At 73.0% G+C, this 14,896-nt stretch carries 13 protein-coding genes; 6 read left to right on the forward strand and 7 right to left on the reverse strand.

Annotated features, from left to right (window positions below):
* Nucleotides 1–81: 81 nt before the first annotated feature.
* The 4 genes from ABZU32_RS05935 to ABZU32_RS05950 form a co-directional block, all read right to left on the reverse strand.
* Nucleotides 82–1,191: a helix-turn-helix domain-containing protein gene (locus tag ABZU32_RS05935; protein ID WP_354848788.1), complete on the reverse strand. Its 1,110-nt coding sequence runs from the start codon at nucleotides 1,189–1,191 to the stop codon at nucleotides 82–84.
* A 128-nt stretch (nucleotides 1,192–1,319) separates the two neighbouring features.
* Nucleotides 1,320–1,769 carry a DUF350 domain-containing protein gene (locus tag ABZU32_RS05940; protein WP_354848451.1) on the reverse strand — a complete coding sequence of 150 codons (450 nt, stop codon included), beginning with the start codon at nucleotides 1,767–1,769 and terminating at the stop codon, nucleotides 1,320–1,322.
* Nucleotides 1,770–1,855: 86 nt separating this feature from the next.
* Nucleotides 1,856–3,010 carry a glutathionylspermidine synthase family protein gene (locus ABZU32_RS05945; protein WP_354848454.1) on the reverse strand — a complete coding sequence of 385 codons (1,155 nt, stop codon included), beginning with the start codon at nucleotides 3,008–3,010 and terminating at the stop codon, nucleotides 1,856–1,858.
* A 1-nt stretch (nucleotide 3,011) separates the two neighbouring features.
* Entirely contained in the window at nucleotides 3,012–3,461 is a 450-nt protein-coding gene (locus tag ABZU32_RS05950; protein WP_354917707.1) for a hypothetical protein, read from the reverse strand.
* 167 nt (nucleotides 3,462–3,628) lie between these two features.
* Between ABZU32_RS05950 and ABZU32_RS05955 the strand changes: the two genes are divergently transcribed.
* Nucleotides 3,629–4,660 (forward strand): PHP domain-containing protein, encoded by a 1,032-nt coding sequence (locus ABZU32_RS05955; RefSeq protein ID WP_354917710.1) that lies wholly within the window; start codon nucleotides 3,629–3,631, stop codon nucleotides 4,658–4,660.
* A gap of 147 nt (nucleotides 4,661–4,807) precedes the next feature.
* On the forward strand, nucleotides 4,808–5,482 hold the full coding sequence (locus ABZU32_RS05960; RefSeq protein ID WP_354917713.1) for a WYL domain-containing protein: 675 nt from the start codon (nucleotides 4,808–4,810) through the stop codon (nucleotides 5,480–5,482).
* Nucleotides 5,483–5,546: 64 nt separating this feature from the next.
* Here the strand turns inward: ABZU32_RS05960 and aceE are convergent, their stop codons facing one another.
* Nucleotides 5,547–8,303 (reverse strand): pyruvate dehydrogenase (acetyl-transferring), homodimeric type, encoded by a 2,757-nt coding sequence (gene aceE / locus ABZU32_RS05965; RefSeq protein WP_354848466.1) that lies wholly within the window; start codon nucleotides 8,301–8,303, stop codon nucleotides 5,547–5,549.
* Between the two features lie 403 nt (nucleotides 8,304–8,706).
* On the opposite strand from aceE, the gene ABZU32_RS05970 reads away from it, so the two are divergent.
* The 4 genes from ABZU32_RS05970 to ABZU32_RS05985 are packed head-to-tail and all read left to right on the forward strand — an operon-like array spanning nucleotide 8,707 to nucleotide 12,438.
* Entirely contained in the window at nucleotides 8,707–9,225 is a 519-nt protein-coding gene (locus ABZU32_RS05970; protein WP_354917716.1) for a hypothetical protein, read from the forward strand.
* The gene (locus ABZU32_RS05975) at nucleotides 9,225–10,277 is read left to right on the forward strand and encodes a peptidoglycan-binding domain-containing protein (protein WP_354917719.1); all 1,053 of its coding nucleotides are present in this window, start codon (nucleotides 9,225–9,227) and stop codon (nucleotides 10,275–10,277) included. The genes ABZU32_RS05970 and ABZU32_RS05975 overlap by 1 nt, the downstream gene beginning before the upstream one ends.
* On the forward strand, nucleotides 10,274–11,224 hold the full coding sequence (locus tag ABZU32_RS05980; protein WP_354917722.1) for an ABC transporter ATP-binding protein: 951 nt from the start codon (nucleotides 10,274–10,276) through the stop codon (nucleotides 11,222–11,224). The genes ABZU32_RS05975 and ABZU32_RS05980 overlap by 4 nt, the downstream gene beginning before the upstream one ends.
* Complete coding sequence (locus tag ABZU32_RS05985; RefSeq protein ID WP_354917725.1) at nucleotides 11,221–12,438, forward strand: ABC transporter permease; 1,218 nt, start codon at nucleotides 11,221–11,223, stop codon at nucleotides 12,436–12,438. Before ABZU32_RS05980 ends, ABZU32_RS05985 begins: the two co-directional genes overlap by 4 nt.
* Before the next feature lie 29 nt (nucleotides 12,439–12,467).
* On the opposite strand, the gene ABZU32_RS05990 is transcribed toward ABZU32_RS05985, so the two are convergent.
* Together ABZU32_RS05990 and ABZU32_RS05995 are read right to left on the reverse strand one after the other, a co-directional pair.
* Nucleotides 12,468–13,130, reverse strand: a complete 663-nt coding sequence (locus tag ABZU32_RS05990) for a response regulator transcription factor (RefSeq protein ID WP_354917728.1) — start codon at nucleotides 13,128–13,130, stop codon at nucleotides 12,468–12,470.
* The gene (locus tag ABZU32_RS05995; RefSeq protein ID WP_354917730.1) at nucleotides 13,127–14,812 is read right to left on the reverse strand and encodes an ATP-binding protein; all 1,686 of its coding nucleotides are present in this window, start codon (nucleotides 14,810–14,812) and stop codon (nucleotides 13,127–13,129) included. Before ABZU32_RS05995 ends, ABZU32_RS05990 begins: the two co-directional genes overlap by 4 nt.
* Nucleotides 14,813–14,896 lie beyond the last annotated feature (84 nt).

Genomic DNA, 14,896 nt, shown 5'->3' on the forward strand with positions numbered 1-14,896 from the left:
CTAATGATCCGTACGAACTTTGTCGGTGGGTCTTTGTAGGAATCCTCTATCAGAGGTTTCCGGACCGTTACCGAACCCTGGTTAGGTCGCGGTTGCCCGCGAAAGCCTGCCGAGGATCAGGCCGACCTGCAGAGTGAAGGCCGACCGGCCCTCGGTGGGCTGGTAGCCCGTCAGTTCTGTGATCTTTTTCAGACGGTAACGCACGGTGTTCGGGTGGACGAACAACAGACGGGCCGTGGCTTCCAAAGATGTGCCCTGCTCCAGGTAGGTCGCCAGTGTGTCGAGCAGCGGAGTGCCCTCCAGGGGCTTGTACACGTTCTCGATGAGCTGCTCGCGGGCGTCGGTGTCGCCGTCGATGGCCCGCTCGGCGAGCAGATCCTCGGCGAGCACCGGGCGGGGGGCGTCCGGCCAGCCCTGCGCCGCCCGCAGGCCGGCGACGGCCGCGCGCGCGGAGCTCGCCGCCGCGTGCAGGTCGGGCACCTCGGGACCGATGACGATGGGCCCCGGGCCGAAGCGCGGCACCACGTGCCGGGCGGCGTCCTTGATGCTGTCGGCCCCGCCCACGATGACGATCAGGCGGTCGCCCTGCACCCCGGCCAGCAGGTCGTGGCCGAGCCTGCGGCCCTTGTCGCGCATGCCGTCGATGACCGTCTGGGGGTCGGCGTCGGGGGCGTAGCCGGCGAGCACGACGACGGGGGAGGAGGTCCAGCCGAGCGCCGCCGCCCACGAGTGCAGCCCTTCGTCCACCTCGCCGCGGACCAGCGCGTCCACGATGAGTGCTTCCAGGCGGGCGTCCCACGCGCCGCGCACCTCGGCCTCGCGGGCGTAGACGTGGGCGGCGGCGAAGGCGACGTCGCGGGTGTAGCGCAGCATGGCCTGGCGCAGCAGCTCCTCGCCGCCGGGCGCCGCGAGCTCCTGAACCTCGGCCTCGACCACCTCCACGACGATGCGCACCAGGTCGACCGTCTGCTGCAGCGAGACCGACCGCTTCAGCTCGCGCGGAGCGGTGCCGAAGATCTCGATGCTCGGCGTCGGCCTGCCCTCGTCGGCGTGCTGGAACCACTCGACGAAGGCGGCGATGCCCGCCTGCGCGACCAGCCCGACCCATGAGCGGTCCTCGGCCGACAGGGCGCGATACCACGGCAGCCTCTCGTCCATGTGGGTCATCGCGGCGGTGCCGAGACTTCCCATCGCCCGCTCCAGCCGTCGTGCGGTGTCCTCGCGTACCCGGTCATTCACATCCCTAGGGTGCCAGGTCAGCGTGAGTGCGACAGCCGGAGGTGCGGTATGTCACCGCCGGTGCCGCGCGCGGTGAGAGGTCAGATCACCGCGACGGCGGTGATGAGCCCGATCGCCACGTGGGTCACGGCGAGCAGGACGGCGCCCGGCTGCAGCCCCGGCTCGCGCACCAGGTCGCGCACCGAGATGCCGGCCACCCGGTCGAACAGCAGCATGCCCAGGGCCTGCACGACGATGCCGGTGACGCCGAACACCAGGGTGGCCAGCAGCCCTTCCTGCAGGGCGCCGCCGGAGGACCAGATGGACGCCGCGACGATGAGGCCGACGGCGGACAGCCCCGACGAGGTGAGCAGCGCCGCGTTGGGGTTGCGGTCCTGCTGGATCACCTTGCTGAGCCGGCCGGGGGTGGCCAGGTCGATCACGTAGAAGCCGGCGATCATCAGCAGGACGCCCAGGACCGCGTACGCGAGGATCGCGAGGGCTCCTCGGCCGAGCGCCTCCCCGAGGGGACCGGCGAGCGCGATGGTCATGTCTTGTGCTCCTTGGGCTGTGTCAGGCGGGGGTGGGGACGCCGCGCGGGCCGCCCTCGGGGGCGGCCCGCGCGGCGGTCACGGGGTCAGAGGGCGATGCGGTGCGGGACGAACGAGGAGGTGTCATCGGTGATCAGGCCCGAGGTCTCCCGGATGCCGAGCCCGGCGGCCTCGTCCCCGACGACCCAGGCGCCCAGCACCGGGCGCCAGCCGTCGAAGTCGGGCAGCGCGCGGAACTCCTGGTAGACGTAGCCCTCGGCGCCGTAGTCGCCCTCGGTGCTGTGGGCGCCGTCCGGGGTGACGACGCGCATGCTCGCGCCCTCGCGGCCGAGCAGGGGCTTGGCGATGTGGGCGGGCAGGTCGCGCGGGCCGTCCAGGTAGGCGGGGAGCAGGTTCGGGTGGCCGGGGTGCAGCTCCCACAGCAGGGCCAGCAGCGCCTTGTTGGACAGCAGCATCTTCCACAGCGGCTCGATCCAGGTCATCGAGACCTGCCCGCGCACGGCCCTCGGCCCGAACGGGTCGGCGACCGCCCACTCCCACGGGTAGAGCTTGCACAGCGTGCGGATCACCCGGTGCTCCATGTCGACGAAGCGCAGCGCCCGGGAGTCCCAGCCGATGTCCTCCATGGCGATGGCGACCGTCGCCCGGCCGGCCTGCTCGGCGGTCTCCTGCAGGTAGCCGAGCGTCATGGCCTCCTCGCCGGTCTCGTCCATGTTGGTCCAGGCGAAGTGCGCGGGGCCGGTCTGCAGCGGCAGCTCGCGCCACCGGTCGACCAGGCGTTCGTGAATGGAGTTCCACTGGTCGTCGGCGGGGTGGACGTCCTTGAGCCAGAACCACTGGACCAGCGAGCTCTCGACGAGGCTCGTCGGGGTGTCGGCGTTGTACTCCAGCAGCTTGGCCGGCCCCCGCCCGTCGTAGCGCAGGTCGAAGCGGCCGTACACGTGCGGGTCGCGGCGCCGCCAGGACGCCTCGATCTCCGGGGCCACCCACTCGGGGATCGCGAAGTCGCGGTAGCGGCCGGCGGCGACCACGTGCTCGACGGCCGCCAGGCACATGGCGTGCAGCTCCTCGACCTGGCTCTCCAGGGAGAGGACCTCCTCCATGGTGAAGGCGTAGTGCACGCCCTCGTCCCAGTAGGGCCGGTCGAGGCCCGATGGGTGCGCCGAGCGGTGGTAGGCCAGGCCCTGCGCCTCGATGGTCTTCTCCCAGCCGTCCCGCCGCGCGGACCTCTGCCTGCGCACCTCAGCTTCCCCCGACGCCGCGGCCGCCGAAGCCGCCGCGCTGGAGCACGGCGCCCGACCTGCTGCTGACGTGGGCGTTCGGCGGCCTGACGGTCGTGCCGCGCAGCACCCGGCCGGCCTGCCTGACGCCCCCGTAGTACCAGCCGAAGGCGCCGCGCGACCCGTAGTAGCCGGCGTGGTGGTCGTCGCAGTGGTCGTCGTCCACGACCTGGTAGGACCCGTCGGCCGTGCGGCTGCGCAGGTCCACGCAGTCGGCGGTGACCTTCTCGGCGAAGGTGCCCTGGGCGGCGCAGAAGCCGACCACCAGGGTGGAGAGCAGTCCCATCGTGCCCAGCGTGATCGCGGTGGAGGACAGCTTCCTGCCGCCGGGCGGCGGCGTCGCCGCGGACCTCACCGCGTCTTTCGCCAGCGGATGTGGCGGTCGTACGGGCTTGGGGCGGGGTGTCGCCATCGGGGTCCGTCTCTCGAAAAAGTGTGCAAAGCCTACGTTTGCCCGGTTAACGCGGCAAGCGTGGCAGAAGTTTCTGATGCCTGATGAACAGCGTTATTTCAGTGCTTATCGGACCACAGGCCGTGCGACGCGGGAACGCTGGGTAGATTCGCAGCTGTGGAGCAGCAGTGGAACCGGTAGAAGCGCTGAAGCGCATCGCCTTCCTCCTGGAACGGGCCGGCGAGCCGACCTACCGGGTGCGGGCCTTCCGCGGCGCCGCCTCCGCCATCGGCGACCTCCCGCGCGACGAGCTCGCGCGGCTCGCCCGCTCCGGCGGGCTGCAGGAGCTCAAAGGCGTCGGCAAGGTCACCGCCCTGGCGATCACCGAAGCCCTGGACGGGCACGTCCCCACCTATCTGCGCCGCCTGGAGGACACCGCCGGCCTCGACCTGGACGAGGCGACGGCCGCCCTGCGCGCCGCCCTCAAGGGCGACCTGCACAGCCACTCCGACTGGTCCGACGGCGGCTCGCCCGTCCAGGAGATGGCCGAGGCCGCCCGCGGGCTCGGCCACGACTACCTCGCCCTCACCGACCACTCGCCGCGGCTCACCGTCGCCCGTGGCCTGTCCCCCGAGCGGCTGCGCGAGCAGCTCGACCTGGTCGCCGGGCTCAACGACAAGCTCGCGCCATTCCGCGTCCTGACCGGCATCGAGGTCGACATCCTGCCCGACGGCTCGCTCGACCAGGAGCCCGAGCTGCTCGACCGGCTCGACGTGGTGGTCGCCAGCGTCCACTCCAAGCTGCGCATGGACGCCGGCGACATGACCCGCAGGATGGTCACCGCCGTCGCGAACCCCCGCGTCGACGTCCTCGGCCACTGCACCGGCCGCATCGTGCGCGGCGACGGCCGCCGCGGCGGCCTGCGGCCGGAGTCGGCGTTCGACGCCGAGATCGTCTTCGAGGCGTGCCGCAGGTTCGGCGTCGCCGTCGAGATCAACTCCCGGCCCGACCGGCTCGACCCGCCCAAGCGGCTGCTGCGGCTGGCCTACGAGATGGGCTGCCTGTTCTCCGTCGACTCCGACGCCCACGCGCCCGGGCAGCTCGAATGGCAGCACTTCGGCTGCGAGCGGGCCGCCCGGTGCGGCGTCGAGCCCGCCCGCGTCGTCAACACCTGGACCCTCGACGCCCTGCTCGACTGGACCGCCGGCGCCTCCCGCTGAAACGGCGGGGCGCTCCAGCGCTCCTGCCGAGCTTCTCCATGGTGGCCAGGGTCGCGGCCGGCATGGAGACGGCCGCACGCGGCCGGACCGCCCGGCCCGCCGGGCGCGTGCGGCGCGAATGTCGGTGCCCCGGCGTAGGTTCGGGATGTGAACCGTACCGATCGGCTCTACGCCCTCATCGAGGAGCTGCGCGCGATCTCCCCCCGGTGCCGGTCCGCACGGGAGCTGAGCGAGCGATTACAGGTGGGCGCCCGCACCGTCGAGCGCGACATCGAGGCGCTGCGCGCCGCCGGCGTGCCCGTCCGCGCCGAGGACGACGGGTACGCCCTCGACGAGCCCGCCGCGCCCTCGCCCCTCGACCTCACCTCCGACGAGGCGGTGGCCGTCGCCGTCGCCCTCAGCAGGGCGGGAAGGCTTCCCCTGGCGGGCGGCGCCCGCAGCGCCCTGCGCAAGCTGATCGCCGCGACGCCGCCGCCTGGCGCGCCCGCGGCGCGGCCTGCCGCGACCCCCGGCGGGCGGGCCGCGGTCGCCCGGGTCATCGACGAGGCGCTGCTGCACCGGCGGGTGCTGCGCATCACCTACGACGCCAAGTCGGGCGAGACGACCGAGCGCGATGTCGAGCCCGGGGTGTTCATCGGCGGGCGCGGCGGCTTCTGGTACCTGGTGGCGTGGTGCCGTCTCAGGCAGGACGTCCGGGTGTTCCGGCTCGACCGCATCGCGAGCGCCGCGCTCACCGAGGAGGAGGCGCTGCCCCGCCCGTCCCTGGAGGAGTACGCTCCGCGCATCCCCGACCTGATCGCCCAGGACCAGACCCCCGGTTGAGCACCACCGCGGCGGGCCCTCGCGCGAAGTCGCGCGAGGGCCCGCCGGAGACGCCGCGGAAGGGTCAGACCCCCATGGACTGCGTCTCGTTGCTCTCAGGGGTCGCCTGGGCGACGACCTCGGTGACGCCGTTCTTCAGGTGGTAGCGCGCGATGGCCTCGCGCAGCACCTCCTGCTTGACCTCGCCCCGCCTGGCGAGCTCGGTGAGCACCGCCAGCGTGATCGACGCGGCGTCCACGTGGAAGTGGCGGCGCAGCGCCGAGCGGGTGTCCGACAGGCCGAAGCCGTCGGTGCCCAGCGAGGTCCAGTCGCCGGGGACCCAGCGGGAGATCTGGTCGGGGACCGCGCGCATGTAGTCGCTGACCCCGACGAAGGGGCCACGTGCCGTCGAGAGCACCTGGGTGACGTAGGGCACCCGCTGCTCGGCCTCGGGGTTGAGCAGGTTGTGCTCGTCGCACGCGAGCGCCTCGCGGCGCAGCTCCGACCACGACGGCGCCGACCACACCGCGGCCGCCACCCCCCACTCTTCGGCCAGCAGGCGCTGGGCCTCCAGCGCCCAGCGGCCGGCCACGCCGGAGGCCAGGATGTTCGCCCGCGGGCCCTCGATGTCGGGGGCCGCGGCGAAGCGGTACAGGCCCTTGAGCACGCCCTCGGCGTCCAGGCCCTCGGGCTCGGCCGGCTGCGGGTAGGGCTCGTTGTAGACGGTGAGGTAGTAGAAGACGTCCTCGGGCTGCTCGCCGTACATGCGCCGCAGGCCGTCCTGGACGATGTGGGCGATCTCGAACGCCCACGCCGGGTCGTAGGACACGGCGGCGGGGTTGGTGGAGGCGATCAGCGGCGAGTGGCCGTCCTCGTGCTGGAGGCCCTCGCCGTTGAGGGTGGTGCGCCCGGCCGTCGCGCCGAGCAGGAAACCACGGCTCATCTGGTCGCCCATCGCCCACATCTGGTCGGCGGTGCGCTGGAACCCGAACATCGAGTAGAAGATGTAGATCGGGATCATGTGCTCGCCGTGGGTGGAGTACGCGGAGCCGGCGGCGATGGCCGACCCCATGGACCCCGACTCGCTGATGCCCTCGTGCAGGATCTGACCCTCGGTCGACTCCTTGTAGGACAGCAGCAGGTTGCGGTCGACCGCGTCGTAGGTCTGCCCGTGCGGCGAGTAGATCTTGGCGGTCGGGAACATCGCGTCGAGACCGAAGGTGCGGGCCTCGTCCGGGATGATCGGGACGAAGCGCGAGCCGATCTCCTTGTCGCGCATGAGGTCCTTGAGCAGGCGGACGAAGGCCATCGTCGTGGCGACGTTCTGCTTGCCCGAGCCCTTCTTCAGGTCGGCGTAGACCTTGTCGCCGGGGAGCTTCATCGGCTTGGCCCGCATGACGCGCTTGGGCAGGTAGCCGCCCAGCGCCGCGCGCCGCTCGCGCATGTACGCGATCTCCTCGTCGTTCTCGCCCGGGTGGTAGTACGGGGGCAGCTCGCCCTCGAGGTCCTTGTCGGGGATGGGGAGGTAGAGGCGGTCGCGGAACTCCTTGAGCTCGGCCTTGGTCATCTTCTTCATCTGGTGCGTGGCGTTGCGCGCCTCGAAGTCCTTGCCCAGGGTCCATCCCTTGATGGTCTGGGCGAGGATGACCGTGGGCTGCCCGACGTGCTCGCGGGCGGCCTTGAACGCCGCGTACACCTTGCGGTAGTCGTGGCCGCCGCGCGACAGCTTGCGGATGTCGTCGTCGGACAGGTGCTCGACCATCTTGCGCAGGCGCGGGTCGTCGCCGAAGAAGTTCTCGCGGATGTACTCGCCGGACTCGACCGAGTAGGTCTGGAACTGGCCGTCAGGGGTGGTGTTCATCTTGTTGACGAGCACGCCGTCGACGTCGGCGGCCAGGAGCTGGTCCCACTCGCGGCCCCATACGACCTTGATGACGTTCCAGCCCGCGCCGCGGAAGTACGACTCGAGCTCCTGGATGACCTTGCCGTTGCCGCGCACCGGCCCGTCGAGCCGCTGCAGGTTGCAGTTGATGACGAAGGTGAGGTTGTCGAGCTCCTCGCGGGAGGCGAGGCCGATGGCGCCGAGCGACTCGGGCTCGTCCATCTCGCCGTCGCCGAGGAAGCACCAGACGTGGCTGCGGCTGGTGTCCTTGATCTTCCGGTTGAGCAGGTAGCGGTTGAACCGCGCCTGGTAGATCGCCCCGATCGCCCCGAGGCCCATGGAGACCGTGGGGAACTCCCAGAAGTCGGGCATGAGGCGGGGGTGCGGGTACGACGGCAGGCCCTGGAAGCCCTGGGACAGCTCCTGGCGGAAGGCGTCGAGCTGCGACTGGTTCAGGCGGCCCTCGAGGAAGGCGCGGGCGTAGATGCCCGGGGCGGCGTGGCCCTGGATGAACACCTGGTCGCCCGACTCGCCGTGGTCCTTGCCGCGGAAGAAGTGGTTGAACCCCACCTCGTACAACGACGCGGCCGAGGCGTAGGTGGCGATGTGGCCGCCGACGTTGGTGCGGGCGTTGGCCCGGGTCACCATGACCGCGGCGTTCCACCGGATGTAGGCCCTGATGCGCCGTTCGACGTACTCGTCGCCCGGGAACCAGGGTTCGCGCTCCGGCGGGATGGTGTTGATGTAGTCGGTGCTCCGCAGCCCTGGCACCCCGACCTGGTGTTCTCGGGCCCGCTCGAGCAGGCGCAGCATCAGGTAACGGGCTCGGGTGCGACCCTCGGTCTTGACGACGTTGTCAAGCGACTCGAGCCACTCCTGGGTCTCGCTTGGGTCGACATCAGGCAGCTGGCTGGGTAGGCCGTCGCTGATGATCGAGAAACGCTGGCGTCCGGAAGCCACTGGGTCTCGCCTTCCGAGGATGGACGGGTAAGCCTCTTCTTCGTGGTCTAGGTCGTCTTCCATCCTGGCTGCTTACTCCGGAAAGTGCATCTCTACCGTCCGGTAACCAAGATGTCCCTGCTGGCAGGGCGACATATATGGCCTAGACCATCGATCGCAGGACGATGTTCGCGGGACGTAACAAATCATAACGATCCGGGGGTCGGTCCAGGTCACCCCTGGGGGACCCCTGTAGGCCCCCGTTCCTCCCTGCCTCCCCCTCCGGAGGGAGTTCCAACCCCGCTCGCGCGCGATGTGCGGCACGGCCCCCGCCGCGAGCCTTGGAAGCGCCACCTCGCCGGCCGCCGCGCGCCCGAGCCGGGCCGCGGCGCCGGCCCCGACCTCCGACAAGGCCAGGGATCCCATGATCAGACGAACCACCGCGTTGCTCGCCGTCGCCGCCGCGCTCGCCGGATGCAGCTCGGGGCAGGGAACGCCGGCCGCCACCTCGGCCCCCACGGCGACCCCCGGGCGACTCGCCGTCTACCGGGAGCTCACCCAGTGCATCCGGACCCACGGCATGCCCGGCTTCCCCGACGTGGTGCCCGACCCGCGCACCGGCAAGATCACCCTGCCGCCCGGCACCCGCGAACCCACCGCCGCCGTCATGCGGGCATGCCGGTCCATCGCCGACCGCCTCCCGCCCGAGGGCAGGTCCCGGCCGCCGGTGACGGCCGCCGACGTGGCCAAGCTCCGCCGGTTCGCCGCGTGCATGCGCTCCAACGGGCTGCGCGACTGGCCCGACCCCGACGCCGACGGCGACTTCCCGCTGTCCAGACGCCTGCTGGGCCTGGGCAAGAAGGGCATGAAGCGCCAGCTCGAGGCCTGCAAAGAGCACTTTCCCGCGAACGGGCTCTCGATCAAGAACCCGGAGGGCTCCTGATGGCCGGCGCGCTGCGGGCGTCGCTCGCCGGGGCCGTGGCGCTGGCCCTGGCGGGCGGCGGCTGGGTCCTGCTGCGCGACACGCCGGCGGCCCCCGCCGCCGCGCCCGTCGCCACCGGCACCGTCCCGGTGACCGTGGGCGACGTCGCCGCGCGGGAACTGGCGAACGGCACGCTCACCTACGCGGCCGCCTACTCGGTCAACGGCGCCGGAGGCGTCCTCACCCGGCTGCCCAAGCTCGGGGCGAGGATCACCCGCGGCCACGCCGTCTACGAGGCCGACGGCGGCAGGGCCATCCTCATGTACGGCCCCCGCCCCGCCTGGCGGGCATTCGCGCTGGGGATGACCTCAGGGGCGGACGTCGAGCAGCTCGAACGCAACCTGCGGGCGCTCGGCTACACCGGCTTCACCGTGGACCGCACCTATGGCCTGTCCACCTACTACAACGTCCGCAGGTGGCAGCACGACGCGCACCTGCCGGTCACCGGCGCCGTGCCGCTGGGACAGGTGGTGTTCCTGCCGAGGCCCCTGCGCGTCACCGGCCACGACGCCCAGGTCGGCGACGCGGCCGGTGGCCGCGTCCTGCACGGCACCAGCGCGGTGCCCATCGTGTCGGTCCAGCTCGACCCGAGCATGGCGCCGAGGGTCGGCAAGGGGGACAGGGTCACCGTCATCCTCCCCGACGGCCGCAGACGCGGCGGCCAGGTCGCCACGATCAGCACGGTCGCCGTCACCCCGGACCAGCCTCAACAGGACGGCGACCCCGCGCAGTCGTACGTGCCGATCACCATCACGCTCTCGGGCAGGCCGGTGCGGGCCCTGGACCAGGCCGTCGTGCAGGTCGAGATCACCGTGGAGCGGCACAAGGACGTCCTCACCGTGCCGATCCTCGCCCTGCTCGCCCAGCCCGGCGGCAGGTTCGCGGTCGTGACCGTCCAGGGGAGCCGCCGCACGACCGTCCCGGTCGAGACCGGGCTGTTCGACGAGACCGAGGGGACCGTCGAGGTGACCGGCGTCCCCGAGGGCGCCCAGGTGGAGGTGCCGAGAGAATGACGCCCGCACGCACGCCGCGCCCCCCGGCCGGGGCGGCGCCACCTGAGGGCGGGCCGTCCGCGGACCGGGCCCGCCCGGCCGGCGACCCGGGAAACGGGGACGGCGCCTGGACCGGGCCGGTGCTGGAACTGACCGGCGTCCGCAAGGTCTATCCCGGCGAGCCCCCCGTCGAGTCGGTGCGCGGCGTCACGCTGAGCGTGGCCGCGGGAGAGATGGTCGCCCTGCTCGGCCCGTCCGGGTCGGGCAAGTCGACGCTGCTCCACCTCATGGCCGCGCTCGACCGCCCCACCTCCGGGACCGTACGGCTGGCCGGCCACGCCGTGGAGTCCTGCGGGGACCGGCGGCTCGCCGGGCTGCGCGCCCACCACGTCGGCGTGGTCTTCCAGCGGTTCTTCCTGCTGGAGAGCCTGAGCGCGCTGGAGAACGTCGCCACCGGGCTGCTGTACCGGGGCGTGCCCGCCGCCGAGCGCCGCCGCCTGGCCGCCGACGCGCTCACCAGGGTCGGGCTCGGGCACCGCGTCCGGCACCGCTCGGCCAAGCTGTCCGGCGGCGAGCGCCAGAGGGTCGCCATCGCCCGCGCGCTGGTCGGCCGGCCGTCCATCGTCTTCGCCGACGAACCCACCGGCAACCTCGACTCGGCGAACGGCAGGGAGATCGTCTCCCTCCTGCGCGAGCTCAACGAACAGGGAACCACTTTGATGATCGTCACGCACGACGCCGGGATCGCCGCCGCCTGCCCCCGGCGGATCGACCTGCGCGACGGCCGGGTCGTCGGCGAGCACCACGACGACGCCCCACCGCACGGGGCGGGCGGGCCGTACGGGGCCGGTGGACTCGACGGGGACGCCCCGCCTCGCGGGGACGTCGTGCCGGGTCGAGACGCCGTGCCCGGCGGGGACGTCGCACCACGCGGGGACCGCGGGCCGCACGGGGACGGCGTCCGATGAGGGGCCCCCGCCCGCTGGCCGGCGCCCCCGCCGGCCGGTTGCGCGCCGTGGACCTGCTCGCGGTCGGGACGCTCGGGCTGCGCGCCCGCAAGACCCGCGCCCTGCTCTCCGCGCTCGGCATCGCCATCGGCATCGCCGCCATCGTCGCGGTCCTCGGCGTCACCCGCTCCAGCCAGGCGGCGCTCCTGGAACAGATCGACCGGCTCGGGACCAACCTGCTGACCGTGGCCAACGGCCGTGACCTGGGCGGCGCCGAGGCCCTGCTGCCGGTCGGCGCCACCCGTATGCTCCGCCGCGTGGACGGCGTCACCGGCGTCGCGCCCACGACGCAGCTCACGGACAAGAACGTCTACCGCAACGACCACGTGCCGGAGGGCATGACGGGCGGCCTGGCCGTGCGGGCCTGCGACACCACACTGCTGGCCACCCTCGACGGACGGGTCCGGCAGGGCCGCTTCCTGGACGCCGCCACCGCGGGCTACCCCGTCGTCGTGCTCGGCCACCAGGCGGCCCAGACCCTCGGGATCAGCCGCGTCGACGCCTCGACGCGCGTCTGGATCGGCGGCCACTGGTACACCGTCTCCGGCATCCTGGACCCCCTCGTCCTGGCCCCGGAGATCGACCGGTCCGCGCTGGTCGGCTTCCCGGTGGCCGCGCGGCTGCTGGGCTACGACGGCCACCCCAGCCGGCTGTACGTCCGCGCGCGGCAGGAACGCGTGGAGGCCGTGGCCGGCCTGCTCGCGCCGACCACCAACCCCGTCCACGCCGAGCAGGTCCAGGTGGTCCGTCCCTCGGACGCGCTCACCACGCGCGTGGCCGTCGCCGCGTCCTCCGCCACGCTGTTCCTCGGGCTCGGCGCCATCGCGCTGCTGGTCGGCGGCATCGGCATCGGCAACATCATGGTCATCTCGGTGCTGGAGCGCCGCGGGGAGATCGGCCTGCGCCGGGCCCTCGGGGCCACCCGCCGGCACGTGGCCGGGCAGTTCCTGACCGAGTCGCTGGTCCTCGCGGCCATCGGCGGCGCCGGGGGAGTGGCGATCGGCTGCCTGTTCACCCTCGTCCTGGCCCGCACCCGGGGCTGGACGGTGCTGGTGCCGCCGGAGGGGCTGTGGGGCGGCTTCGGGGTCGCCGTGATCGTGGGCGCCCTGGCCGGCCTCTACCCGGCCCTGCGCGCCGCCCGCCTGCCCCCCACCGAGGCCCTGCGCACCACCTGACGGGGTCGTCTCACCTCTGGACGGGGGCGCTACTCCTTCGGGGTCTCCGGCTCCAGCGCCTCCTCCAGGGGGACCAGGCCGTGTTGCAACCCGAAGATCGCCGCCTGGGTGCGGTCGGCGACGCCCAGCTTGGCCAGGACGCTGGACACGTGCGTCTTCACCGTCTCCTTGCCCAGTGAGAGCGCCCGCGCGATCTCGCTGTTGGAGCGGCCCCGCGCGAGCGCGGTCAGCACCTCGCGCTCGCGCGGGGTCAGGAAGTCCAGCGGGGTGCGCCGTTCCCCGCCGCGCACCTGGCGCACCAGCAGCGCGGCGACGCCCGGCGCGAGGACGCTGCCCCCGTGCGCGGCCGCCCGCACCGCCTCGACCACCCGGTCCACCGCGGTGGTCTTCGGCAGGTAGGACAGCGCGCCGAGCCGGACGGCCGCCACGACCCGCTCGTCCTCCTGGAAGGAGGTCAGGACGATCACCGCCGGCCGGTCCGGTCCGAGGCGCCGCAGCACGTCCAGGCCGTCCATGCCGGGCATCACCATGTCGAGCAGCACGACCGACGGCCGCACCGCGCGCACGGCGGCCAGGGCCTCGGCCCCGTCGCCGCACTCGCCGACGACCTCGATGCCCTCCTCCTGGTCCAGGACGAACCGCAGTCCCTGGCGCACGACCTCGTGGTCGTCGACGATCAGCACCCGGATCACGGCGCCTCCGCCGCCGGCGGCGCACACGGGACGGGCGGCGCGGACGGGGCCGGCGGGAACGGGGCCGGCGGGAACGGCGGCACGCCGAACGCGGGCACGGGCGGCCCGACGGGGCGGACGGGCAGGGACGCGCGGACCACCGTGCCGGCGTCCGGCCCGCTGGTGACCGAGAACCGGCCGCCGAGCTCCTCCACTCTCTCGCGCATGAGCCTGAGCCCCATCCCGTGGCTGAGCGAGGGGCGCGAGGGGTCGAATCCGCGGCCGTCGTCGCTGACGACGATCTCGGTCTCGCCGCCGGCGCGCCGCAGCCGCACCTCGATGGCGGTCGGCGCCCCGTGCCTGATCGCGTTGCCGACGGCCTCCTGCGTGAGGCGCAGCACCGCGTGCTCGGCGGCCGGGGAGAGCGGCACCGGTTCGAGCGACGCGCGCATCGTGATCCCGAGACGTGTCTGGTAGGCGTTGCACAGTTCCCGCAGCGCGGGGACCAGGCCCGCGTCCTCCAGCGCCACCGGGCGCAGCTCCAGCAGCAGGGCCTGCATCTCGCGCATCGTCCGGGCGGCCGTCCGCTCCATCGTCTCGGCCTCGCGCCGCAGCTCCTGCGGGGCGGCCCTGCGCATGCCCGCCGCCAGCAGGCTCAGGGAGAACAGGTCCTGGGAGATGGAGTCGTGCAGTTCGCGGGCGATGCGCGTCCGCTCGGCCTGGCGCGCGTCGGCCCGCGCCGAGCGCCGTTCGGCCTCCACGGCCGCTCCGAGCCGCTCGGTCATCCGGTTGAACCCCGCCTCCAGCTGCCCGACCTCGTCGGCGCCGCGGACGCCCACCCTGTGGCCGAAGTCCCCCCTCGCCACCGCCGTCGTCACCTCGGCCAGCCGGGTGATGCGGCCGATCAGCCGGCGGGTGCTCAGCATGCCGAACACCACGCCCACCGGCACGACCAGCGCCAGGACCAGCGCGCCTGGCGCGAGCAGCGGCACGGTCGCCTTGGCCGAGGCGGTCGCCTCAACGAGGTCGGGCGGCGCCTGCACATAGACGTATCCGACCGTCTGCGGCGCATTGCCCTTCCCGGACGGCTCCCAGGGGCCGGTCTCGTCTTCGGCGACCACGGAGTCGCCGTCCGCGAACAGCTTCAGGGTCCCGCCGGCCGACGGGCCGAAAACCGGGCTGATCCACCACGCCGCGGCCCCGGCCGCCGTGTCGCTCTTCCCTCCGAGGCCCTGGCCGCCGGTGGGCAGCCGCACCGGCAGCCGCCCGCGTACCGGGTAGGAGGCCGTCGCCGTGCTGGTGATGATCACGCCCTGGGCGTCGAGCAGGACCTCGACCGGGACGCGGTCCGCCTTCCCCGTCACCCTGCGGAGCGGCACGCTCTGCTCGGCGTCCCGTGCCGAGCCGCCGAACCCGGTGAGGCCGTAGGACGACTTCACCGCCCTGGCCAGCAGGTGGGGCAGGTCGTCGCCGGGGGACACCGTGGCCAGCTTGGCGGCCGTCGCGCTCAGGATCTTCGCGTCCTTGCCGGCCTGGTCCTGCAGGCGTGCCACCAGGTCCGACCCGCTCGCGGAGGAGATCACGAGCCCGAGGAGGACGGCCTCCACGATGAGCACGGCCGCGGTGGTGACCAGGACATAGGAGGCCGCCGTGCGCGCCCGGAGCCCCAGCCGCCCCGTCCGCCGGAGCCAGAAGCGCCACATCCTCGCAGAGTAACGTTTCGGTCTTTATTTCCCCTCCCTCCGCCGGGGGAGGGTCTCTCCCTCTTTTCGCCGGGAACGAGCCGT

Source organism: Sphaerisporangium sp. NPDC005288 (genome assembly GCF_040607475.1).
In the GTDB taxonomy this organism is placed as follows: Bacteria; Actinomycetota; Actinomycetes; order Streptosporangiales; family Streptosporangiaceae; genus Sphaerisporangium; species Sphaerisporangium rhizosphaerae.

Bases quoted from the DNA above. Each gene is read 5' to 3' on its own strand.
- ABZU32_RS05935 (WP_354848788.1), bottom strand. From the start codon at position 1,191: ATGGGAAGTCTCGGCACCGCCGCGATGACCCACATGGACGAGAGGCTG.
- ABZU32_RS05940 (WP_354848451.1), bottom strand. From the start codon at position 1,769: ATGACCATCGCGCTCGCCGGTCCCCTCGGGGAGGCGCTCGGCCGAGGA.
- ABZU32_RS05950 (WP_354917707.1), bottom strand. From the start codon at position 3,461: ATGGCGACACCCCGCCCCAAGCCCGTACGACCGCCACATCCGCTGGCG.
- ABZU32_RS05970 (WP_354917716.1), top strand. From the start codon at position 8,707: ATGATCAGACGAACCACCGCGTTGCTCGCCGTCGCCGCCGCGCTCGCC.
- ABZU32_RS05975 (WP_354917719.1), top strand. From the start codon at position 9,225: ATGGCCGGCGCGCTGCGGGCGTCGCTCGCCGGGGCCGTGGCGCTGGCC.
- ABZU32_RS05980 (WP_354917722.1), top strand. From the start codon at position 10,274: ATGACGCCCGCACGCACGCCGCGCCCCCCGGCCGGGGCGGCGCCACCT.
- ABZU32_RS05985 (WP_354917725.1), top strand. From the start codon at position 11,221: ATGAGGGGCCCCCGCCCGCTGGCCGGCGCCCCCGCCGGCCGGTTGCGC.
- ABZU32_RS05995 (WP_354917730.1), bottom strand. From the start codon at position 14,812: ATGTGGCGCTTCTGGCTCCGGCGGACGGGGCGGCTGGGGCTCCGGGCG.